The 21,474-nt window shown below is 60.4% G+C and carries 19 protein-coding genes and 2 pseudogenes; 6 read left to right on the forward strand and 15 right to left on the reverse strand.

Features of this window, described 5'->3' with window-relative positions; all coding sequences use genetic code 11:
- Nucleotides 1-695: 695 nt before the first annotated feature.
- From EC915_RS04520 to EC915_RS04535, 4 genes and pseudogenes are all read right to left on the reverse strand, one after another.
- A pseudogene (locus EC915_RS04520) lies at nt 696-1,811 on the reverse strand (transglycosylase SLT domain-containing protein); the annotation flags it as partial.
- A 92-nt stretch (nt 1,812-1,903) separates the two neighbouring features.
- Nucleotides 1,904-2,311, reverse strand: coding sequence for an SRPBCC family protein (locus EC915_RS04525; protein ID WP_133749301.1), 408 nt, complete (start codon nt 2,309-2,311; stop codon nt 1,904-1,906).
- Nucleotides 2,312-2,406: 95 nt separating this feature from the next.
- Entirely contained in the window at nt 2,407-3,006 is a 600-nt protein-coding gene (locus EC915_RS04530; protein ID WP_133749302.1) for a hypothetical protein, read from the reverse strand.
- A 130-nt stretch (nt 3,007-3,136) separates the two neighbouring features.
- Nucleotides 3,137-3,646, reverse strand: a complete 510-nt coding sequence (locus EC915_RS04535; RefSeq protein WP_133749303.1) for a GNAT family N-acetyltransferase — start codon at nt 3,644-3,646, stop codon at nt 3,137-3,139.
- A 281-nt stretch (nt 3,647-3,927) separates the two neighbouring features.
- Between EC915_RS04535 and EC915_RS04540 the strand changes: the two genes are divergently transcribed.
- Nucleotides 3,928-4,329 carry a hypothetical protein gene (locus EC915_RS04540; RefSeq protein WP_133749304.1) on the forward strand — a complete coding sequence of 134 codons (402 nt, stop codon included), beginning with the start codon at nt 3,928-3,930 and terminating at the stop codon, nt 4,327-4,329.
- Between the two features lie 74 nt (nt 4,330-4,403).
- On the opposite strand, the pseudogene EC915_RS04545 reads toward EC915_RS04540, so the two are convergent.
- The 5 genes and pseudogenes from EC915_RS04545 to EC915_RS04565 form a co-directional block, all read right to left on the reverse strand.
- Nucleotides 4,404-5,038, reverse strand: a pseudogene (locus tag EC915_RS04545) (urea carboxylase-associated family protein); the annotation flags it as partial.
- Between the two features lie 150 nt (nt 5,039-5,188).
- Nucleotides 5,189-6,043, reverse strand: a complete 855-nt coding sequence (locus EC915_RS04550; protein ID WP_256658648.1) for a sugar phosphate isomerase/epimerase — start codon at nt 6,041-6,043, stop codon at nt 5,189-5,191.
- On the reverse strand, nt 6,036-7,280 hold the full coding sequence (locus EC915_RS04555) for an NAD(P)/FAD-dependent oxidoreductase (RefSeq protein ID WP_133749305.1): 1,245 nt from the start codon (nt 7,278-7,280) through the stop codon (nt 6,036-6,038). Before EC915_RS04555 ends, EC915_RS04550 begins: the two co-directional genes overlap by 8 nt.
- Nucleotides 7,277-7,609, reverse strand: a complete 333-nt coding sequence (locus EC915_RS04560; RefSeq protein WP_133749306.1) for a MocE family 2Fe-2S type ferredoxin — start codon at nt 7,607-7,609, stop codon at nt 7,277-7,279. The genes EC915_RS04555 and EC915_RS04560 overlap by 4 nt, the downstream gene beginning before the upstream one ends.
- A gap of 43 nt (nt 7,610-7,652) precedes the next feature.
- The gene (locus tag EC915_RS04565) at nt 7,653-8,768 is read right to left on the reverse strand and encodes a fatty acid desaturase family protein (RefSeq protein ID WP_133749307.1); all 1,116 of its coding nucleotides are present in this window, start codon (nt 8,766-8,768) and stop codon (nt 7,653-7,655) included.
- A gap of 203 nt (nt 8,769-8,971) precedes the next feature.
- Between EC915_RS04565 and EC915_RS04570 the strand changes: the two genes are divergently transcribed.
- Entirely contained in the window at nt 8,972-10,015 is a 1,044-nt protein-coding gene (locus tag EC915_RS04570) for a LacI family DNA-binding transcriptional regulator (protein ID WP_133749308.1), read from the forward strand.
- Nucleotides 10,016-10,173: 158 nt separating this feature from the next.
- On the opposite strand, the gene EC915_RS04575 is transcribed toward EC915_RS04570, so the two are convergent.
- Together EC915_RS04575 and EC915_RS04580 are read right to left on the reverse strand one after the other, a co-directional pair.
- A complete protein-coding gene (locus EC915_RS04575) occupies nt 10,174-11,325 on the reverse strand; it encodes a phytanoyl-CoA dioxygenase family protein (RefSeq protein WP_133749309.1) in 1,152 nt (383 codons plus the stop codon).
- Complete coding sequence (locus EC915_RS04580) at nt 11,322-12,179, reverse strand: SDR family oxidoreductase (RefSeq protein WP_133749310.1); 858 nt, start codon at nt 12,177-12,179, stop codon at nt 11,322-11,324. Before EC915_RS04580 ends, EC915_RS04575 begins: the two co-directional genes overlap by 4 nt.
- 163 nt (nt 12,180-12,342) lie before the next feature.
- On the opposite strand from EC915_RS04580, the gene EC915_RS04585 reads away from it, so the two are divergent.
- The 3 genes from EC915_RS04585 (at nt 12,343) to EC915_RS25125 (ending at nt 14,779) form a co-directional block, all read left to right on the forward strand.
- A complete protein-coding gene (locus tag EC915_RS04585; RefSeq protein ID WP_133749311.1) occupies nt 12,343-13,368 on the forward strand; it encodes a LacI family DNA-binding transcriptional regulator in 1,026 nt (341 codons plus the stop codon).
- Nucleotides 13,369-13,428: 60 nt separating this feature from the next.
- Nucleotides 13,429-14,427, forward strand: a complete 999-nt coding sequence (gene iolG, locus EC915_RS04590) for an inositol 2-dehydrogenase (RefSeq protein ID WP_133749312.1) — start codon at nt 13,429-13,431, stop codon at nt 14,425-14,427.
- 220 nt (nt 14,428-14,647) lie between these two features.
- Nucleotides 14,648-14,779 (forward strand): hypothetical protein, encoded by a 132-nt coding sequence (locus tag EC915_RS25125; RefSeq protein ID WP_256658664.1) that lies wholly within the window; start codon nt 14,648-14,650, stop codon nt 14,777-14,779.
- Nucleotides 14,780-14,831: 52 nt separating this feature from the next.
- Here the strand turns inward: EC915_RS25125 and EC915_RS04595 are convergent, their stop codons facing one another.
- The 4 genes from EC915_RS04595 to lexA are packed head-to-tail and all read right to left on the reverse strand — an operon-like array spanning nt 14,832 to nt 20,605.
- Complete coding sequence (locus EC915_RS04595; RefSeq protein WP_133749313.1) at nt 14,832-17,936, reverse strand: error-prone DNA polymerase; 3,105 nt, start codon at nt 17,934-17,936, stop codon at nt 14,832-14,834.
- A complete protein-coding gene (locus EC915_RS04600; protein WP_133749314.1) occupies nt 17,933-19,363 on the reverse strand; it encodes a DNA polymerase Y family protein in 1,431 nt (476 codons plus the stop codon). The genes EC915_RS04595 and EC915_RS04600 overlap by 4 nt, the downstream gene beginning before the upstream one ends.
- Nucleotides 19,364-19,370: 7 nt before the next feature.
- On the reverse strand, nt 19,371-19,988 hold the full coding sequence (imuA, locus tag EC915_RS04605; protein ID WP_166650926.1) for a translesion DNA synthesis-associated protein ImuA: 618 nt from the start codon (nt 19,986-19,988) through the stop codon (nt 19,371-19,373).
- The gene (lexA, locus tag EC915_RS04610; RefSeq protein WP_133749316.1) at nt 19,988-20,605 is read right to left on the reverse strand and encodes a transcriptional repressor LexA; all 618 of its coding nucleotides are present in this window, start codon (nt 20,603-20,605) and stop codon (nt 19,988-19,990) included. The genes imuA and lexA overlap by 1 nt, the downstream gene beginning before the upstream one ends.
- A 248-nt stretch (nt 20,606-20,853) precedes the next feature.
- Here lexA and EC915_RS04615 point away from each other — a divergent pair, with 248 nt between their 5' ends.
- Complete coding sequence (locus EC915_RS04615; protein WP_133749317.1) at nt 20,854-21,444, forward strand: amino acid synthesis family protein; 591 nt, start codon at nt 20,854-20,856, stop codon at nt 21,442-21,444.
- Nucleotides 21,445-21,474 lie beyond the last annotated feature (30 nt).

A 21,474-nucleotide genomic window follows, 5' to 3' on the forward strand; every position in this document is an offset into this window, starting at 1 on the left:
ATGTTTCTTGTTCAAGGTTCTCCATGTAAAACTGACTAGTCACTCACTTCTTGCGTAAGAGCCTTTAGCAACCTTATTAGAAAAAGCAAATAACCCGCTATAACTTAAATGATAGTTTAGTTGCTGCGCTCTTTTTCACTCAACTCTCAATACCTATAATGTAGAAACCCCTGATTCATAATAACGGTATCGTTGATTTTAAAATCCGATCCGTTCGGAAAACCAACTAACGACATTCGGTTTACCGAACACAGCTTTATCAATTCAGCTACCCGCTCGCTACCCCCCTGTTTTCCGGGCTCTGCGCTGGCACTACGCTTGTATTTTTTGTTCAGGCCGCTATTCGACAACCAGAGTCCGGGCATATGTTTAAGATTTGGATCCAACTAAACAGCGTGCGGATGAGCCTCGATAAAAAGGCCTGTGATGGTGCAGCATTCGCGAGGTTAATAGTGGTGGGATGTTTCAGAATATGTCACAGGCCCAATGCTGATTGTGTATCAGCGGGGTTACGGGGATGTGAGAAGTTCACATTGTAGAAATTATTAAAAGCCACGGGTGTGCCTGAGGCCGTCGCTGGACTGCGGTAATAACCCAGCTATCGGTACCAGAAGATTTGTATCGGCTCGGTTACCCGCGCACCGATGCAGGTCATGAAGGGGCAGCAGGGTGCGTACCCCAACGGCTCGTCAGGGCACCAACCTGACAGACGGCGACAAGGGCGTCGTCGTAATGGCCAGCGCCTCGCCTGCCGTTGGAGCGGCGTAAGGCGCCAGTTTCGCCAAACTTGCAGACAGCTGTCGCGCCTGATCCCGGGGCACCAGCAGATGAGTCGGCCCGTCGAGGGTTTTCTTGCGCAGGAAAGCCGGATTCAGCCCCAGCAGTACCGCTTCGTCGATCCCTGCGCTGGCTGCCAACTGACTCAGATCCACCGCTCGGGTCAATTCAATTGACGTGAAATAAGGTGCGTTCGCCACCGGGTTGAGTTGCACGCCATACGTTTCGGGCTCGCGCACCAACAGTGACAACGCCAGCAGGCGCGGCACGTAATCCTGGGTTTCCCGGGGCAGGTTCAGGTGCCAGTAGTCAGTCGGCATGCCACGCTGCCGGTTGGCTTCCACTGCGCGGCTGACTGTGCCTTCGCCCGCGTTGTAGGCAGCCATGGCCAGCAACCAGTCGCCGTTGAACTGAGTATGCAACCGGGTGAGGTAATCCATCGCCGCTTTGCTCGAGGCCACCACATCGCGACGTCCGTCGTACCAGGCTGTCTGGCGCAGATTGAAGTCGCGCCCCGTTGCGGCCATGAATTGCCAGAGGCCGGCGGCATCGCGAATCGAATTGGCTTTGGGGTTATAGGCGCTTTCGACGATCGGCAAGAGCGCCAGCTCAGACGGCATCCCGCGCTGATCCAGACTCTCGGCAATGAAGTGCAGGTAAGGGCTGGCGCGCAGGCTGGCATTGCGCAGGAAACCCGGGTTGCCCAGCAACCAGTCGCGCTGCCGGACGATGCGCTGGTTCACGCCCGTGTCGTCCACCAGACTGAAGCCCTGCCCCAGTCGCCCCCAGATGTCGCTGCCGTCATAAGGCACAGCCGCTAGTGGCGGATGCGCATCGGGGATGACTTCCGTGCTTCGGTTCAGACCGGCTATCAGGCGTGGCGTGCGCTCTACCGCAGGTTGCGGAGGATAGCCAAACGCCTGGTAATCGATGGATTGGCACCCTGCACATAACAGCGCCAGGGTGAGTGTACCGAGGCGAAGCTGACGAGCGAATGTCATGGGCCCCATGGGTGGGGTCAAGGCAGGCGGCATGGGGGCGGGTCCTGAGAGCGATTACCCTAGGTGGCCCGCGAGCCCGAGTGGTTCCATGGCTGATGCAATGATTCACTCAGCCGTTGAGTCGATCAGAAATTGCCTTTCAGAGCCTGCAGCCCGCTTTGATAAACCTCAAGAAAAATGGCTTCGGCTTGCGCGTCGGAAATGCCCTCGGGCGTGAAGGTACCCGACCACTCAACCCGCGCTGCCTGATCGCCATCGGCAACCACCTTGAGGATTGCCAGGTAGTCGGTGACGGGAAACGGGCCTTGCACAATCGAATAACTGTAAGTGCGGCCCTGGTCGTCGAACGAGCGCAGACGCTCGATAATCTGCGTCCCGTCCTGAGTGGTGAGGTGACGAACCCGCCCGCCTTCGCCGGATTCGCTTTTGGCAATCAGTGGCAACCATTCAGGCAAGCTGTTGAAACCTCCCACCCGCTGCCAGATGTCATCGGCCGGGACCGGGATATGAATGAATGCAGATGCTTTAGCCATGATGACCTCCAGTAATGTGAGGCGAAGCTTAAAGCCGGGTCGGAACGGGTACAAGCTGCGATACCGGTTGAACCACTGAAATTGCGGCCACCGCGTCAATTGCTGTCCTGTGCCTGCCCCTTGCGCTCCATGATCATCCGCTCACCGCTTTGCTGGCGCTCCTGTTGCAACGCATCGCCGCCTGCGCTGGTAGCAGGCTCCGAAGACGAACCGCCCCCCGCACCCTGGCTCGATCCCGGATGGGTGGCCCCCGTATTTGCACCGTTCACGCCACGCTGAACGTTGGTGGTGTTGACGCCGTTGCTATCAGCAGCGGTGGTGTTATTGCTGTTGCTGCCGTTGGTATGGGTCGCATCAGTGCCGTTGGTGTTTGTGCCATTGGTGCCAGTAGCGTTGGTATTGCTGCTGTTGCTGCCATTGCTATGCGTGGCATCGGTGCTGTTGGTGTTCGTACCATTGGTGCCAGTGGCATTGGTATTGCCGCTATTGCTGCCGTTGGTGCCCATGGCGTTGGTACCGCTGCTATTAGTGCCGGTTGCACCGGTACCCGCAGCCGCGCCTCCTCCGGCGCCTGCCGCGCCCACCGAACCACCACCGCCGATGCCCGAGGCGGCGAGCATGACAGGCGAGGCATGGGGAGCCTGCGCCATGGCGCCGTACGGGACGGCAGCTACAGCAGCAAAAAGCAGAGGCATCCATCTCTTGCAAGAACTGATCATCTTCGTCTCTCCAGAATGACCGCAGAAGGTATTTTCCTTGGAGGTCAGACGGACCTCAGCGTTCGTTCTTTTCACCTCGCAGCTTTTTATAGAGAAGCGTGGCGGATCACAGCAGGCAGTCCATGTGCGTGGTCTGCCAAAGGGGGTCATCCTCGACGTCCAGGATGGAAAAGCCCTGTCGCTGCCAGAAGGCAATGGCGCCGGGCAGGAATGGGTGAGTATGGAGATACAACACCTGGACCCGCTGACTCAGCGCTGCGGTTTTCAACGCAGCGAACATACGCGCTGCCAGGCCGCCGCGCCTGACCTGGGGGTCGATGAACAGACGCACGATCTCCACCACGCGCCGATTGCCGTAATCCAGTTGAGGAAAACGCCCGTTATAGGGCATGAAGCCAAGGATGCCGATCAGTTTTCCGGCTTGCCGGGCGATGACGAATTGGCCACATTGCGCGTCCAGATACGTGCTCTGGAAGTGCTGCAAATCGTAGGGAAGCGCGTTCGAATCCAGCATGGGAAACATTTCTGTCCGCGCTCGCATGGCAAAACCCACGACCTGGGGAATGTCTTCAGGACGGACCTGAGTAATCTGGATAGCAGGCAATGAAGGGGTCATCAGGGCAAGGTTTGCGCAAAGTGCCCATCGTAGCAGTGATAGGTGACCGCTGGAGATACTCGCCGAACTTACATCCACAAGCGATGGATCTTGTGAGAGCGAATTCATTTGCCAGACGCACTGCTGGTGTGCAGCCACCCGGTCTGTCTGTGCTTGGGACCGAGGCAGTCCAGGCGCCCATCGCGGGCTTTCACTTCCGTGAAAAGTGGCTGCGTGCCCAAGTGCGGCAAGGGCAACAAACGGCTGTGAATCCCCAGAGGGCATCGCTATGATCAGAGCCCATGACCCCCACTCTGCCCATCCGCTTACCTTGCCCGCCCGGCGCCTGCGTCTGTGACCGCGAGCGCCTGCTGCAAACCGCCGGGACGGACCAGCGCATCCTGTGCCTGACCCGTCAGGAGGAAAAACGGCTGACAGAGCGCTTGGCGAACATTGCCAGTCTGAGTGATCTGCAGTACCTGCAGCAGCGCATGTTCGAGCAACTGGGCATACGTCTTGAAATCGCACCGGGGTTCAACGAGGTACGCAGCATGCGTGGCATTGCCATCGACATCGCCGAGCTGCCCGGCATGTGCCGCAAGACCCGCACCGCTATCCCCGCGGCCATCCGTCGAGGGCTGGAGAAACGACCGCAAATCGCTTGGGATCTGCTCAACGCCCATGACTTGTTGCGCGATGCCTGAGCACGTCTGTGGCGCGCTGACAGGTCGCCGGGCCAGCCGCTCTCAAAAACCGCAAACACGTTTGAGACTGAAGCTCAGCAGAACCTGACTTCATTCTCCCAATCCGCTCTGGGAATTTTTAGCCCATGCAGGCCGTTGTACTCGACGCGTTGGGGTTGCTCCCATCCCTCCAGCAATGCCGCAGCGAGGTCATAGATCTCCACCCCCCAGCGGTCGACACACACTCAGCGGATCTCGCGCCTCGGGCCCCCACATCGGCAGCGACAGATTGCCGCCAGGACAGGTCGACAATGCGCACAGCAGATCGGTTTCCGCGAAAAACTCCAGGTAATCGCCCTTCTGTGCCGGACAGGCTTTCATGAAGTACATGTCGTCATGATTCAGCCCCGTGCATTGAAAGATGTTCAGCACCTCGTGCACGTCGAATGCGGTCAGGCCGTGGGGCAGCACGGCGCGGATCAGGTTGGAATGGCAGTGATGGTGAAAATCCTCACCGGTCAGCATTTTGTTGACGTAGGGATCGCAGCGGGTGCCGAGCAAATCGTGTAGACGTGCGCCGTGCATCGTCGATGCCATAGCTGGCCAGGCTGTCGTCGGTGATCGTGACCAGCGGACGCAGAAACGGCAGGTTTGACCCCAGTCGGTCATGGGTGGTGACGTGCGCGCCTTGCAGCTGGCGAGTGCGCGCCGCCCACAGGCGTTCGCGCGGAGTGCACTCAGCGCCTTATGGTCAGAATCGTGACCTGGCTGGCTGTGGCCTCTCCCTGATCGAGGTTGCCTAACAGCCGATTCCTATCACGCAGCACAGGGCATGCCAATTTTCGCCAGCACCGGACCCGGCGTAAGGTGGGCCTGGCTGCTAAGGGTTTGCCGTACAGTCGGACCAGAGTTGCCGCGCGAGGTCCCTCATCAGCAATGATTCTTCCCAGCGATCGGTTATGTCCCGGCCAGCCCGGTCGGTAATGGCATAAGGCGCGGGACCCAGCTCGCAGGTGAACGACAGACTGCCCGGCACCTCGGTACGCGCCAGCCAATCTTCGATCCCGAACCGCCACCAAGCGCTGAACAACTCAACCCAGGGTTGGTGCTGCGCGAAGCTGATGGGCACTTGCACCTGCTCGCAGGTTGCCACGCGGCCATGAAACCCCCAGCTGTTGCGCAGAATGGCCTGGAGCTGCTGCTGATCGTCTTCGCCGGGGGGCAGTGGAATTTCGCGGCCCACCACGTAATGCGACAGGTCCGCCAGCAGCCTGAGATCAGGCAGTTCCTTGAGCAGGTCGAGGGTGAAATGCAGATCGTTGGTCAGCCGATAACGATGGGTTTCCACCAGCACCGGAAAGTCCACCTGCTCCGCCAGACGCTGCCAGCCCTCCAGCAGAGCCACCGCCTGTTGCAAGGTACGGGGCCGACTGTCGGCCTGGATCGTCAGGTGATGACAGCCGTAATGACTGGCGATTTCCAGCACAGGCTGCAGGTCGTCGATGGTGCGGGGAAACAATTGACCCTCGATTTGCAGGCCAAGGCCATTGGCCAGACGGGACAGCTCCTGCGCCGCCAGCGGTTCATGGAAGTGATCGGTGATGCCGTCGAACCCGGCCTCGGCGATTTTCGTCAGTTGCGATTCAAGACACGATGGCAGCACCCCCTGCTCGTTCTGCATGGCCCACATCGACTGGAACACCACAAATTCTCGACTCATCGTTTTGTCAGACATGGGCGCCTCGCAACAGTCCCTTTAATGAAACGCTGGCGTCGGACAGCTGTTCGACGGGCAGCACCGCCCGGCTCTCTATCAGTCGCTCGCACAGTTTCATGTCCTTGGCGATGCTGTTGCCGGCACCCCAGCCGCTGGCGCCCGCCAGCCTGGATTGCCGGTCCAGATAAAGAAGCAGGAATCCGCCATCCACGCCCGCGCGCTCGATGATCTGCGCCTCAGCTGCCAGCGTGCCCACCGTTTGCAAGCCGAATTCGTAATGGTCGGACCAGAAGCCCGGTACAGCGTCGAACAGCTGCTGCTGGCCGAGCATATTCAACGCGGCCACCCGCCCCTGCGCCTCGGCGTTGCGCCAGGTCTCCTGCCGATGAAACGCGCCGTCGCCACGGGTGAATTCACACACGTCGCCTGCGGCGTAGACGTCCTCTGCACTGGTTTGCAGAAAGGCGTCAACCTTGATGCCGCTGCCCGTCTCAAGCCCCGCCTGGCGGGCCAGTTGCAGATTTGGCTGCATGCCGATACCCACCAGCAAAATATCGCAGGGCACCTGCTCGCCGCTGGCCAGTTGCACTGATTGCACCCGGTCTTCGCCGCGGAATGCTTCGATCTGTGCACCGAGCCGCACTACCACACCCTTGCGCCGATGCAAGGTCAACAAGGCCTCGGACACGCGCTCGGGCAAGGCACGTGCAGCCAGTCGCTGCCCGGCCTCCAGCACCGTGACTTCGCAGCCCCGGTCGCGTGCGCTGCAGGCCACTTCCAGCCCGATGAAACCGCCTCCGACCACCACCAGCCGCGTGTCAGGCTTGAGGCTCTTTTCCAGTTCGACTGCCTCGTCGAAGGTGCGCAAGTAACGCACGTTGCCAAGCTGCCCCGGCGCCAGATCAAGGCGACGGGACGTGCCGCCGATTGCCAGCAGCAGTTTGCTGTAAACCAGCGATGCCCCCGTATCCAGCGCTACGCAATGCCGGGCCGTATCGATACCGGTCACCCGAACCTGGCTCAGATGCTCGATCCCGGAGGCGAGGAAGCTGGCCTCACTGAACAGGCTGCACGACGCCAAAGAGGACTCCCCTTTGAGCAACGCCTTGGACAACGGCGGGCGCTCATAGGGCAGGTGCGCCTCGTCACCGATCAGCACGATGCGTCCGGCGAAACCCGCCTCGCGCAAGGTCAGCGCAGCGCGCCCGCCAGCGTGCCCGGCGCCGACGATTACCAGCGTGTCTGAAGGGCTCATGCTTCGCCCTGCCCTTGCGTATCGAGCAACACCTTGCCGCCTTCGATCTTCACCGGATAAGTCTTCAGGTTGACGCAGACCGGAGCGTTCAGCGCCTTGCCGTTGCGATAGTCAAAGCGGCCGTTGTGCTTGGGGCACTCGATCACGAAGTCCATCACCAGACCGTCGGCCAGATGGATCTTTTCGTGGGTGCACAGGCCGTCGGTGGCAAAATATTCGCTGTTCTGCGAACGGTACACCGCATAGGTTTTCTGCTGGTGATCGAAGCGGATGACATCCTCTTCATCGATGTCATCGACGTCACAGACTTCTACCCATTGATTGCTCATGGCAGTGTTCTCTTGTTATTGGCGGTGGATACGTAAGTGATCTTCAGCTGAATGCCGACTCCTGAGGCGCGGGAGTCTCTGTCGCGGCAGGCGTCGCGGATTCGCGAACCGGACGATGGATGTAATACGTGGGGTCCTTGCGCTGCCTGAGCAGGGTCGGAATAATCTCGCGATACGCTTGGATGATGCTTTTATAGGGCGGTGGGCAATCGTCTTTTATTTCTTCATGAAGCCTGGCCAGCGCGTGGTAAGGCACCATCGGAAACATGTGATGTTCCAGGTGGTAATTCATGTCCGAGTAGAAAAAACGGAACAGCGGATTCATGTAGATCGTGCGGCAGTTCTTGCGATGGTCCAGTTCATCTTCGGCCAGCCCCACATGCTGGGTCAGACCGAACACATAACTCAACCAGCCGCCATAGATCGTCGGCAACAGCACATACATCATGGGCAGCCAGGAATTAAGGTACAGCGCCAGGGCAATCACCGCAGCGTGCAGGGTCAGCCAGATCCGTGCGGTGCGGTACACCTTGGGGTATTCGGATTCGGGAACGAAGGTCTTCTCCTCTGCACTCATCTGCCCGGTTGCGTGCAGCAACAACGAGCCGAAAATGTTGTAGACATGGGGCAGTGAGAAGAACTTGAGGAACATCAAGTTCAAGCGTGGCGGCCGAGGCTCGACGATCTCCGGGTCGCGACCGACGATGATGGTATCGGTGTGATGCCGCGCGTGGCTCCAGCGCCAGACTTGAGGCTCGTACATGACCATGAAACAGGCGATCTGATAGACCACATCGTTCATCCAGCGGGTCTTGAATGCCGTGCCATGGCCGGTTTCATGCCAGCGTGAGTTCGCAGCCGAGCCATACAGCACACCGTAGACCAGAAAGAACGGCACGCAGGCAGCACTGCCCCAGAACACGTAGCCGCCCCAACCACTCAGAACCATCGCGCCAAGCCAGAGGGCGGTGTCGCGAATCGCCCGCCCGTCACTGCGCTGCATCAGCTCTTTCATGCGTTTACGCGGGACCGGGGACTGATACCAGACCGCCGATACCAGGCCCGCCTCCTCGGCCCGCCGCGCCTGTTCGCCGGTGAGGCTGTAGTCTTTGCCACGCTGTGGGTCGGGGCGTTCGGGATCTAGGAATATCTGGGACATTGTTATTGTTCTCCGGAGTATGGATATCGCATCGATTAACCATTTCGCTGATCCAAACTATAGAGATCGCAGAGTCCGCAACAAGCGCTTGAAAGTATTCTCTCTCAAGCTATCATCCAGTCCTTATTGCCCTTGATAGTTTTCTATCAAGGCTGGAAAAATCGGTGCCTCGGGTGGCCACAGCTTCGTGTAGAAGAGGCCTCATGCATAATAAAAAACGTCCCACCATCGCGACGGTCGCGCACCATGCTCACCTAAGCGTCGCGACCGTTGACCGCGTGCTCAATGCCCGTGCACCGGTCAATCCGCAGACGGCGGAAAAGGTCCATGCCGCCGCCGAAGCCGTGGGCTATTTCGCCGCTCGGCTGATCTCGCAACGCATCAATGAAAAGAAGCCTGCCTACCACTTCGGCATCCTGCTGCTGGGCACCTCGCCAACCTTTTATAAAACCCTTAGCGATGCCATCGTCGAGCAGGCGCGCGATTGCCGGGCGGCGAACATCGTCTGCCACGTCGAGCTGATTCACAATCGCTCGCCGCAGTCGATCGTCGGGCAGATCCATCAATTGGCAGAGCAATGCGATTGCCTGGCGCTGGTCAGCTTCGAACACCCGCTGATCATTGAAGCGATCGAGCAGGTGCGTCGCAATGGCGTGCATGTCGTGTCACTGTTGACCGAATTGCAGACGCTTGCGCCCAGCGCTTACGTGGGCACGGATAACCATGAAGTGGGCCGCACCGCGGGCTGGTTGATTGCTCACGGCTCCCCTGTTTCGGGCGGCACAGTGGCGGTGATGCTCGGCGGTCACCGGTTTCTCGGGCATGAGCAGCGGGAAGTGGGCCTGCGCAGTTTTTTTGATGAAAAAGCCCCGCAGTTTCGTGTGCTACCTGCCATCGTCACGCTGGACAACGGCGCGATCACCGAGGAAGCGACCCTCGATCTGTTGGCCCGTCATCCTGACCTGCGCGGCATCTACGTGGCCGGTGGCGGCGTCGAAGGCGTGATCAGCGCCTTGGCAGCGACCCCACAACGTCCGCAGCTTTGCGTGATCCTGAACGAGACGACGGTGGAATCACGTCAGGCCATGCGCAAGGGTCTGGTGACGTTGGTCATCGACTCACAACCGCAGTTGATCGCCAAGGAGCTGATCCGGCTGATGGTGGAACTGCCCATGGCTCCGGAGATCGATCCGCAACGGCATCGGGTGTGCGTGCCTTTGCAGATCGTGACGCCGGAGAATATCTAGCGAGCCGGGCAACGCATGGAACGGTGGCGAACTTCATTAGCGAATGGATGGACCAGGTGCTGCACCTGCGCGGCGTGAAGCATTTTTCGCGAATGAATTCGCTCTCACAGGGGTAAGAGATAAGCCAGCGGATCCAGTCTTGCGCCCAAGCCCCATCGTTACGCCAGGCGCTTGGCCCTCAGCGCTTCTACCGCTTGGGTAAACCTTGCCAACGGCCAACGTTCCTGCACAGCCTGCTCCAGCAACTGCTGCCCGGTCTGCGGCGCCATGCCATGCAGCGGCGGATCGGTGTCCAGGTTGGTCGGAAACGAATACCCGTCGGCGCTCATGGCGATCACCGCCTCAAGCCCCTCTTGATCCAGCTCGCCCTGCTCTACCCGCTTTAAAAGCAACGGATACAGCGCGAGGACCAGCCGCTCGCGATTGACGGTTTCCATGGGTTTACCGAACGCCGAGGAAATTTGCAGCAGATTGGCCATGCGGTATTGATCGGTCGTCCGGTTGGTGCCCGCTGCATGAAACAGGCCCGGGTTGAAGAACAACAGGTCGCCCTTCTGAAGTGGCAATTGAGTCGCATGGCTGGCGAAGTAATCGATGAAGTCTTGATCACGCCATGCCAGATACCCTGGCTCATACAACTGCGAGAACGGCAACAGCAGGGTCGGCCCGGTTTCCAGTGGCATGTAGGTATGCGCGACTGCGCCTTGCAGCGTCAGGTTCTGCGACAGGCGATGCAACGGCAGCGGGAAACGCGCAACCACCTCATCACTTTGAAACCCCAGGTGATAATCGCGATGGGGCTGCTGCGCCTGGCCGCCCGGCGTCACCACGTTGACCTGCGCTGTGCTCTGGAAATACGGCCCCAGCCAAGCCTCGGCCAGCAACCCGAGCAATGGATTGGCGTAGTACTCGATGAACGAATCCGGCGAGCATTCAGCGGCTTTCTGCAACGCATTCCAGATCCGCTGATTGGCCCCGGGCCTGGCGAAATGATCGGCACGCACCACGCGCGCCGACTCCTCGGCAATGATCTGCCGGAAGACCTCACTGTGGCGATCAATCACGTCCGTATCGGGGTAGGCATTGCGCACCACCAGCACCCCGGGGCCGTCGCGAAACAGCCCATGCAGCTCACTCATCAGCGCCCTGCGCTCGTGGCGCATGGCGCTGCGCAGGGACTCTGCGTGATAGATCACCACGCGGTTGAGCACTTGCTGAGCATGGGGGTAATCGGCAAGGTTCACCGGCTGTTCGCACAGCGCGGCGAAGGCTTGAACGTCAATCTCTGCCGCGCTGGCGAACAGGCTCACTGGCCTGCTCCGGCGACCCCATCCAGCGTCAGCGGCGCATCGGGGCGCGGGGTCGAGCCGTCGCCGCAGCCCATGATGCCCTGCTCCATGTCGATCACGGCCCCGGTGGTCAAACCGGACTGATCGGACAGCAAATAGGCGACGCTGTTGGCCACTTCCTGAGGTTTGAGCAAACGGCCGAAAGGCGCCTGCGCTTCAGCACGTTGCAGCCAGCCGTCCTCGGCGCCGTGGTACTCACGCTGAATCTGATCTTCATGCGGCGTGTCCATCCAGCCGATGTTGAGGCCGTTGACGCGGATCCGGTTGCGCAAGGTGCTGAACGCCACGTTCTTGGTCAGGATGGCCAAGGCGCCCTTGGACGCGGCATACGCGGTGAGGAATGACTGACCGCCGTGCCCTGAAACACTGAGGATGCTGACGATCGAGCCTTCGACTTGCGTGGCGATCATCAGCTTGATGCATTCCTGCATCAGGAAGAAAGGCGCCTTGACGTTGACGGCGAAGATTCGGTCGAACAACTCCGGTGATGTGTCGATGATGCTGCCCCGGTCAGACATTCCCGCGCAATTGACCAAACCGTGCACGGTGCCGAAGTGCGCCTTTGCCGCTGCGACAACGCGACGGCAATCGTCGACGTTCTCCATGTCGGCCTCGACGAAAAAAGCCTGGCAGTCCAGTTCGGCCAGTTGCAGAACCTGCTGCTCGCCCTTGTCCCGACTGCGTCCGCAGATGATCAGGCCTGCAGCGCCGCGCCGGGCCAACGTGTGCGCCACCGCGGCACCCAGGCCCTGAGTGCTGCCAGTGACGACGAAATATTGGCCCGTGAATGAGGTGCAAAGATTGGATTCAGACATGCCCTTCTCCTGCTTTTGTTGTTTTTGGCTGCGGATAATCGCCATCACAATAGAATTTAAATTCCATCTGTACAACGAATGGAACTGAGACTAGCATTGCGTTCACCTCATAGAGACCCGAATCGACCTCAACAAGACCTCAGGCAGAGGCTAAGGGGATTGGATGCTCGACCGCGCCAGACGTTTTTCCATCAAGCAGATCGCCACTCAGGCGGGGGTTAGCAAAGCGACGGTCGACCGTGTCCTGCACGAGCGCGGCAGCGTGCATTACCAGACGAGCCGACGTATCCGGCAAGCCCTGGAAGAGCTCGAAGCGCAAGAGAAATCCGGCCCGGCCATGGGTCGTACCTTTCACATCGATATCATCCTGCACACCCCGAAACGCTTCAGCGATGCGGTGCAGCAAGCCATTCATGCGCAACTGGGAAGCCTGGCGCCTTTCCGGATTTTTCCGCGCTTTCACCTGTATCAGGAAATCGACACCCGGCAGATGAGCGAGCTGATCCTGCGCTGCATTGGCAAAGGCAGCCAGGGGCTGATCCTCAAGGCCGCCGACGAACCACAGATCAACGAAGCGGTAAATCAGCTCACCGCAGCGGGCATCCCGGTGGTGACCCTGGTTTCCGATCTCCCGCAAAGCGAGCGTATCGGTTACATCGGCATGGACAACCGCACCGCCGGACAGACCGCTGCTTACCTGATGTCGTGCTGGCTGGATAACGCGGCGCAGGATGTCGCGGTCGTGATCAGCAGCGAGCTGTTTCGTGGCGAGGAAGAACGCGAGATGGGCTTTCGCACCTGGCTGCGCAGCCGTGCGCCACATCTGCACGTGGTCGACATCAGCGGCGGCCTCGGCGTGTACCAGCCCACTCGCGAGCGAGTCACCCAAGCGCTGCAGGACAATCCTTCGATCAAGGCCATTTACAGTGTCGGCGGCGGCAATCGCGCCATCGTCGATGCGTTCGCGGCGCTGGGGCGGCCGTTGACCGTGTTCATCGGTCACGACCTGGATCAGGAAAACCGCCAGTTGCTGGCCGAAGAAAAGATCGCCGCCGTCATCGACCACAACCTGCAGGTCGACGCCCGCCATGCGTTCCTGCATATCCTGCAATTTCATCGGCTGTGGAAGGTCGATCCGATTCCTTCATCGCCCGTGCAGATCGTCACGCCCTTCAATCTGGCGCACTGAGCTGCACGTGTTTTGCTGTTCAACCGATCAACCCGACAACAACAATCCAGGAGATCCAACATGCTACGCATCGCAGTCCTCGGCGCAGGCCGCATTGCTAACATCCACGCCGCTAATGTCGCGGCCAATCCCGATGTGCAACTGTCGGTTATCGCCGACCCCTGGCGCGAAGGCGTCGATAAACTGGCAGCCAGACTTGGCTGCGCTGCGGCCTATGACTGCGCCGAAGCCATCGCCCGGGACGACGTCGACGCGATCGTCATCGGCACGCCCACCGATACTCATATCGATCTGATGCTGCGGGCGGTAAAGCTGGGCAAGCCTGTGTTGTGCGAAAAACCCATCGATCTGGATTTCGCCAAGGCTGCTCAAGCGGTGCAAGACATCGAGCGTTTGAACGGCAAGGTGATGCTGGGTTTCAACCGCCGCTTTGACCCCGACACCCTGCAGATGCGCAAGGCGATTGCCAGCGGCAGCATCGGTGAGGTGCGTCAGGTGGTGATCACCAGCCGCGACCCTGGCCTGGCTCCCGTGGAATACCTCACGCATTCCGGGGGCATCTTTCGTGACATGACCATTCACGACTTCGACACCGCGCGCACCCTGCTCGGCGAAGAGCCTGTGGAAGTCATTGCCATCGCCAGCCGCCTGGTGGAACCGGCCCTGGCACAGATCGATGATTACGACAGCGTGATGGTGTTGCTGCGCACCGCGTCCGGCAAGCAGTGCCACATCAACTGCTGCCGCGAGGCGGTCTATGGTTATGACCAGCGTCTGGAAGTGTTCGGTTCCAAGGGCATGATCCTCAACGACAACCATCGCCCCAGCACCGTGCGCAGCTACAGCGCGACGCAAACCGAAGTGCGCGAACCGCTGGAGAATTTCTTCCTGCAACGTTATGCCGACTCATACCGCAACGAACTGAACCAGTTCATCGACGCGGTGAACGCCGGTCAGCCACTGCCCACCAACGCACGCGACGGGTTGAAGGCATTGCATCTGGCCAACTGCGCACTGGAGTCGATCAAGACTGGCCGGGCGGTAAAGGTCGAGCTGTAAGCGAAGACCGCTTCTGGCGCGATCGATTTGCTTGGCGTATGCGGTCTGTAGTGCAAAAAAATCGGGCTTGAGGCGTTCTGTCATACGCCTTGTGCCTGATTTTTTTATCTAGTGTCAGCCATCGATTGAGGGGAAACCGGAACCCTCTGGACTGGTAGTGTCACTTCGGCATCGTGAGTGCGACACATTGTTGATACACACACCCATGAGGAGGCTGGCCATGACGAGACCTCCACACACGGACACTTCCGAGCAGACGTCTGCCGCCAGTGAGGAAATCGCTGCGTCCAGCGTCGAACTGGTGCGGCTTGGCATGCATCTGCACGGGTTGGTCAGTGCTTTCAAGGTCTGATCGCAGAAGCCGAGCGCAGCCATACACCGGTATGGCTGCACCATGCAGATGCTCACCGGAAATCCCGACTACGCACATCAAGACCTGTGAGCAGTGGGGTCAGGTCGAACAGGCGTTGCGCGATGATATGGCGCACGCCTTTCTGGTACTCGAACTTGCCGAACACCTGCATCAGTTGCGAACCCACCAACACCTTGCGCTGGCGCTCGGCCAGGTCGCGCCAGACCACGACGTTGATCATGCCATGTTCGTCCTCCAGGGTGACGAAAGTGACGCCACTTGCGGTGCCGGGCCGTTGTCTGCCGACCACCAGTCCGGCGACGCTGAAATTGCGTCCGTGCTCTTCATCCAGCAAATCCTTTGAGCTGCGAAAGCGCTTGGCTGCCAGCTTGTTGCGCAATAAAGCCAGGGGATGCGGGCCCAACGTGGTGCCCAGGGTGTCATAATCGGCCATCAGATCCTGGGCCACGCTGGGCAGCGGCAAAGGGACCTGTGCTTCTTCGCCAAAGCAGTCATCATCGAACAATGGCCGTTGCACCTCGACCCCGGCCATTTCCCATCGCGCACGATGACGATGGCCCACCAGCCCGCGCAAGGCACCGGAATCGGCCAGCGACGCCCGCGCCCGGTTGTCCAGGTCGGCGCGTATGCACAGGTCGGTCACGTCCTTGAATTCGCGTTGCTGGCGGGCGTGTTCGATGCGTCGCGCATCCTCCTCGCGAAACCCGCGAATCATGCGCATGCCCATGCGAATCGCCAGGTTCTGGGTGTAATCGCGGCCCGCTACCGGTTCCAGCGAGCAGTCCCAGTCGCTGTAACGTATGTCGACCGGATGCACATCGATTTGGTGGCGGCGGGCATCCTGCAGCAACTGGTCAGGGCTGTAGAAACCCATGGGCCAGCTGTTGATCAGGGCGCACGTGAAGGCTGCCGGTTCGTGGCATTTGAGCCAGCAACTGGCGTAGGTCAGCAAGGCGAAACTGGCAGCGTGGGATTCGGGGAAACCATAGCTGCCGAATCCTTTGATCTGTTCGAAGATGCGCGTGATGAAGTCTTGGGGATAACCATTGGCCTTCATGCGGGTCGCCAACCGTTCCTTGTGCGGCTCCAGCCCGCCGTGGCGTTTCCAGGCAGCCATCGAGCGGCGCAACTGATCCGCTTCGCCCGGCGTGTAGTTCGCCGCGAGGATGGCCACCTCCATCACCTGTTCCTGAAACAGCGGCACGCCCAGGGTTCGCTCGAATACCTCTTTGAGGCGGGGCGGGTACGTGATGGGCTCCTCTGCGTTCCTGCGGCGCAGATACGGATGCACCATGTCGCCCTGGATCGGCCCCGGTCGGACGATGGCGACTTCGATCACCAGGTCATAAAACGTCTGGGGTTTGAGCCGTGGCAGCATCGACATCTGCGCCCGCGACTCGATCTGGAACACACCAACGGTGTCGGCGCGGCTGATCATGTCGTAGGTGGCTTTGTCTTCGCTGGGGATGCTGGCAATGGTCAGGTCATAGCCGCGATATCGGGTCACCAGATCGAAGGTCCGGCGCAGGGCACTGAGCATTCCAAGGGCCAGAATATCGACCTTGAGCAGGCCCACCAGATCCAGGTCATCCTTGTCCCACTGAATGATGGTGCGGTCGGCCATGGCTGCGTTTTCCACCGGTACCAAGGTTTCCAATGGGTGTTCGGAAATCACGAACCCGCCGGGGTGCTGCGACAGGTGCCGAGGGAAACCGATCAACTCCCCGGCCAGGGTCAAGACCCGGCGCAATACCGGACTGTCGGGCTCGAAGCCACACTCACGCAAGCGCTCGGCGGGCGGCAGATTGTCGGTCCAGCGTCCACAGGCATCAGCCAGCGCGTTGATCTGATCCGGCGGCAAACCGAGCACTCGCGCCACATCCCGTATGGCACCGGCGCCGTGGTAGGTGCTGGCTACGGCGGTGAGCGCTGCCCTGCCCCGGCCGTACCTGCGGAACACATACTGCAGGACTTCCTCGCGCCGCTCGTGCTCGAAATCGACGTCGATGTCCGGTGGTTCGTTGCGCTCCTCGGAGATGAAACGGGCGAACAGCAGCTTGCCCTTGCCTTTGGAGGGGTCCAGTTCGGTGATGCCCAAGGCGAAACACACGGTCGAATTGGCCGCCGAACCGCGTCCCTGACACAGGATCGCCTGTTCTCTGGCAAAGCGAACGATGTCGTGCACGGTGAGGAAGTAACTCTCGTATTCCTTTTTGGCAATGATCCCCAACTCACACTCGATGTTCTTCCGAGCTATTTCGGGGATGCCGTCCGGCCAGCGTTTACGCGCGCCCTCCTCGGTCAGGTGACGCAACCAGCTGCTCGGTGTATGGGCAGCGGGTACCAGTTCCCGGGGGTACTCGTAACGCAACTGGTTCAGCTCGAAGGTGCAGCGCCGGGCGATGGTCAGGGTTTCCTTGAGTAAGTCTGCCGGGTAGAGATCGGCCAGTAGCGCACGCGAGCGCAGATGCCGCTCGCCATTGGCAAACAGTCGGTGCCCGGCCTCGGCCACGGTGGTGTGATGCCGGATTGCAGTCATGGTGTCCTGCAAGGCACGCCGACCGCGAGCGTGCATGTGCACATCGCCGCTGGCCACGGGACGGATGTCCAGTTGTCGAGCCAGCGCCAGCAGCTTCATGAGGCGTTTCTGATCGTTAGGACCACAATGCAGCTGCACGCTTAACCAAAGAGCCGGGCTGAAGATTTCCCGCAGCCACCGGCCCTGCTCGAGCAGAACTTCGTCGGGCTGCTGCAGATCAGGCACCCATAACGCCAACAGTCCGGCGACAGGTTGCTGGAAGTCTTCGCGCAACAGGCGGTACTCGCCCTTCTTGCTGCGCCTTCGACCCTGGGTGATCAAACGGCACAAGGCCTGATAGCCGGCCAGATTCTCCACCAGCAGGATCAGCTTCGGCCCGTCTTCGAGGGTCATTTCACTGCCAATGATCAAGGGCAGTTCGCATTCCCTGGCAGCCTGCCACGCACGCACGATGCCCGCCAGCGTGCATTCATCGGTGACCGCTAAGGCCTGATAGCCATGCAGTTTTGCCCGCTCGAACAGCTCCTTGGCGCTGGATGCGCCGCGTTGAAAACTGAAATTGGACAGGCAGTGCAGCTCGGCGTAGTCACCATTCATGCGAACCAGCCATGCAGCAACAGGCCGCTGTCGTCACCCACACTACGATAGGCCCAGCCACGCTGGCCGTTGCGGGTTTCGATCAGGTAATAGTCGCGGCGCACATCCCCGCCGTCCCACCAGCCGGACTCGATACGTTCGGGACCGGCCAGCACGCGCAATCCCGGGTCCGCCAGTGGCTCGGGCTCGCGCAGCAGCCAGCCGGGACGCGGCGTCGGGCTCAAATCTGTTGCTGCCTTGCCGAGGGTAGTCGGCTGCCACGCACATTCGGGTCGATGATCGGCACAGAAACTCAAACCGCTGACGGCTTCGTCGCCCAGGCGGGCCCTTAGCCGTTCGCGCAGCTGCTCCCAGGGCATGCTCTGCTGAGGGCGCTCATCAAACAGTTCGCGATGGGACGGCACGAACGCCGGCAGGTCTTTGGCTTGCAGCTTCAGGGCACGTACCGGCGAAGGCACGAGCACTTGCTCCAACCGTCCACGAGCCAGTTCGAAGAGCATGTGGGCCTCGCGCTCGGCGCTAAGCAGGCCCACAGGAATCAGGGTATCCGGGGCTGTGCTGCCAACACTGGGCACATGCTCCAGGTGAATGACGAATCGCTGCACGCCGCTGTCTCGCCCGCCGAGGAACAAGGCCAGGTCAGCGATCATGCGCTTGAGGGGAAACAGCAGCGCCTGATGGGATTCCACATCAAAATTCAGCTCGATCCGGGCCTCGAAATGATCCGGCGGCACATAACACTTCAACGCCATGGATCTGCGCCCGAGCAAGGTGTCCAGATGCTGCAGGACCTGGGCAGGAAAGCGTCGGGCCAGCGTATCGCGGGGCAAGGCCAGCACCTGTCGCAAGCGTTGCAGGCCCATGCGCGCAAAAGCGGTCGAGACCTCTTGCGATAAACCGAGGCGATTGACCGGCATCTGTTCCAGGCTCTGCAGCAGGCTATCGTTGCAGGTCACTGCCACGCCATCGTAGGCGTTGGCCAGCATGCGCGCCGCCAACGGGTTGGGCGCCACGACGATCCGATGACTGAAACCCATGGCGCTCAACTCTTGGCGCAGACGGGCTTCGAATACTGGCCAGGGCCCGAACAGACCGAAGCTCGATTCGACTTCCATCAGCAAGACCCGCGGGTATTTCAGGCTGACCTGAGAGCTGAAGCGGTAGGCCCACGCGGCCAGTAACCGGTGCCAATGCTCGGTCTGCTTCGGATCGTACTCGACCGTGTCGAAATCGCGGGTCATGGCATGTGCTGCGGTGAGGGACTGGCCGGGACGCAAGCCCAACTCCCGGCCGGCGGCGTTGACGGTTTGCAGTACCCGACGCTGGGCCGTGCCGCTGATCAATGCCAGCGCGCGGTCCGGCTCGGCACGTCGACGCATGACGCCGTCCAGTGCCAATTGGGGCAAGAGGATACAGGCCCAGAGCATGCAAACCTCAAGCGTCGGCAGTGAAAGGAATGGGTGCGCAAGGCGCCAGCCCGCCACGGCACTTGAGCACCCGCAGCTGACTGGGCCGTGCATCGATGGCCAGGCGCAAGGCGGCAGGCGACGGATTGGCTGCCGCGTGTTGTCCGCGACAGGCAAAGGCCAGGGTTTGGCCGGTTTCCGCCGCCACCTGCAAACGGCGCAGCGCCCGGTCATCGACCTTGGCGGGCCAGCACAGCACCGCGCCACAGCTGCCGGAACGCAAGCATTGCTCGACCGCCCACAAGGCATCGGTATCGCTGGCGTTGATCACCGACAGCTGCCGCAAGTCGACACCCGCTGACTGCCAGGCCTGGGGGTAAGGCACATGAGGCGGCGCCACCAGCACAATCCGTTCGCCGCTGTCGGCCAATCGAGCCAGGGTCGGCCACAGCAGACGCAGCTCACCACTGCCATTGGCTGGAATGAGGATTTCCGTCAGTGCAGCGGGTGGCCAGCCTCCAATGGGCAAGGCAGCATCGAGCAAAGGATGGCCGGTGGGTTGGGCGGCAACCGGCTGAACCTGTGGACGCCCTTTCCAGACCCGGCGCTCGTCCAGCAACGCATCAAGGCTGACCACCGCGCGCATCATTCCCGCCGCACCAGGCCACAGAACACGCCTTCAATGGCGAAATCCTGATCCGGGCCTACAACGATGGGGGCATACGTCGGGTTGCGCGGCAGCAGACGGAATGTGTTATTCCCGCGTTCCAGACGTTTGATGGTGACTTCCCCCTCCAGCCGGGCCACGACGATCTGCCCGTCCTTGGCTTCGGCGCTTTGCAGGATGCCCACCAGATCGCCGTCGAGGATGCCGTCTTCGATCATCGAATCGCCCTTGACCCGCAGCAGGTAATCCGGGATGCGCTGAAAGGTTCGGCTGTCGAGGGTGAAGGTGTCGTGGATATCGAGATCCGGGCCGATCGGCGCGCCAGCCGCGACCCGCCCCAGCACCGGGATCTCGAGCATTTGCGCACGGCGCCTATGCTCGACCAGGCGAATGCCCCTGGCCTGATTGGCCGTGACTTCGATAAGGCCGGCTTCGGTCAGCGCCACGATGTGCTTGCGCGCCACACTGCGCGAAGCGAAGCCAAAGGCGTCGCAGATTTCAGCGAGGCTCGGCGGCTGGCCATGGTCTGCGACGCGATCACGGATGAACGTGAGAATGGCAGCGCGTTTGGGAGATAAGTTGGTCATGGAGTACATTTGTACTCTTTGCGCTGAGTGCTGACTAGAACCGTTCATCAAATATGCCGTTTTCCTGAAGCTCCATCGGCCACAGGCCCGCCGCATCTGAACAAGCCCCAGCCATTGCCGTTCAGTGGCGCTTCTCCTCGCGGGAGGTATTTGGTCACAACCTCATGCAAAATATTTGCATCAATGATCTTATGGTATACCATCAGACCAAATACAAACCCGCATCAATAATCCGATCAAGAACCCGGGAGCCATTCATGAGTTTCGAAATTCGCAAAATCGTCAGCTACCTCGAAGAAACCCTGATCGAAGGTGGCAAAGCCACCGACACGCCGGTGACCATGGTTGGCCTGGCCGTGGTGATGAAGAACCCGTGGCTGGGTCGTGGCTTCGTCGAGGACCTGAAACCGGAGATCCGCGCCAACTGCTCCGATCTGGGCGCCATGATGGTCGAACGCCTGACGGGTCTGATCGGCGGTGCCGACAATATCCAGGCCTATGGCAAGGCTGCGGTGGTCGGTGCCGAAGGCGAAATCGAGCACGCCTCGGCCGTCATCCACACCCTGCGCTTCGGCAATCATTACCGCGACGCGGTGCAAGCCAAGAGCTACCTGAGCTTCACCAACAAGCGTGGCGGTCCGGGCACCTCGATCCAGATTCCGATGATGCACAAGGACGACGAAGGCCTGCGTTCGCACTACATCACCCTGGAAATGCAGATCGAAGACTCACCGCGCGCCGACGAAATCATCGTCGTACTGGGCGCTGCCAACGGCGGTCGTCTGCACCCGCGCATCGGCAACCGCTACATCGACCTGGAAGAACTGGCGGCCGAAAAAGCTCAGTGATGACAGCTGCGACTACTTATAAGGCTTGCA

Origin of the sequence: Pseudomonas sp. LP_7_YM (assembly GCF_004364435.1) — a bacterium.
In the GTDB taxonomy this organism is placed as follows: domain Bacteria; phylum Pseudomonadota; class Gammaproteobacteria; order Pseudomonadales; family Pseudomonadaceae; genus Aquipseudomonas.

Bases quoted from the DNA above. Each gene is read 5' to 3' on its own strand.
- EC915_RS04550 (WP_256658648.1), bottom strand. From the start codon at position 6,043: ATGTCTGACAAAACGATGAGTCGAGAATTTGTGGTGTTCCAGTCGATG.
- EC915_RS04580 (WP_133749310.1), bottom strand. From the start codon at position 12,179: ATGTCTGAATCCAATCTTTGCACCTCATTCACGGGCCAATATTTCGTC.
- EC915_RS04595 (WP_133749313.1), bottom strand. From the start codon at position 17,936: ATGAATGGTGACTACGCCGAGCTGCACTGCCTGTCCAATTTCAGTTTT.
- EC915_RS04535 (WP_133749303.1), bottom strand. From the start codon at position 3,646: ATGACCCCTTCATTGCCTGCTATCCAGATTACTCAGGTCCGTCCTGAA.
- EC915_RS04615 (WP_133749317.1), top strand. From the start codon at position 20,854: ATGAGTTTCGAAATTCGCAAAATCGTCAGCTACCTCGAAGAAACCCTG.
- EC915_RS04525 (WP_133749301.1), bottom strand. From the start codon at position 2,311: ATGGCTAAAGCATCTGCATTCATTCATATCCCGGTCCCGGCCGATGAC.
- EC915_RS04600 (WP_133749314.1), bottom strand. From the start codon at position 19,363: ATGCTCTGGGCCTGTATCCTCTTGCCCCAATTGGCACTGGACGGCGTC.
- lexA (WP_133749316.1), bottom strand. From the start codon at position 20,605: ATGTACTCCATGACCAACTTATCTCCCAAACGCGCTGCCATTCTCACG.
- EC915_RS04540 (WP_133749304.1), top strand. From the start codon at position 3,928: ATGACCCCCACTCTGCCCATCCGCTTACCTTGCCCGCCCGGCGCCTGC.
- EC915_RS04560 (WP_133749306.1), bottom strand. From the start codon at position 7,609: ATGAGCAATCAATGGGTAGAAGTCTGTGACGTCGATGACATCGATGAA.
- EC915_RS04555 (WP_133749305.1), bottom strand. From the start codon at position 7,280: ATGAGCCCTTCAGACACGCTGGTAATCGTCGGCGCCGGGCACGCTGGC.
- EC915_RS04530 (WP_133749302.1), bottom strand. From the start codon at position 3,006: ATGCCTCTGCTTTTTGCTGCTGTAGCTGCCGTCCCGTACGGCGCCATG.
- imuA (WP_166650926.1), bottom strand. From the start codon at position 19,988: ATGCGCGCGGTGGTCAGCCTTGATGCGTTGCTGGACGAGCGCCGGGTC.
- EC915_RS04585 (WP_133749311.1), top strand. From the start codon at position 12,343: ATGCTCGACCGCGCCAGACGTTTTTCCATCAAGCAGATCGCCACTCAG.
- EC915_RS04570 (WP_133749308.1), top strand. From the start codon at position 8,972: ATGCATAATAAAAAACGTCCCACCATCGCGACGGTCGCGCACCATGCT.
- EC915_RS04565 (WP_133749307.1), bottom strand. From the start codon at position 8,768: ATGTCCCAGATATTCCTAGATCCCGAACGCCCCGACCCACAGCGTGGC.
- EC915_RS25125 (WP_256658664.1), top strand. From the start codon at position 14,648: ATGACGAGACCTCCACACACGGACACTTCCGAGCAGACGTCTGCCGCC.
- iolG (WP_133749312.1), top strand. From the start codon at position 13,429: ATGCTACGCATCGCAGTCCTCGGCGCAGGCCGCATTGCTAACATCCAC.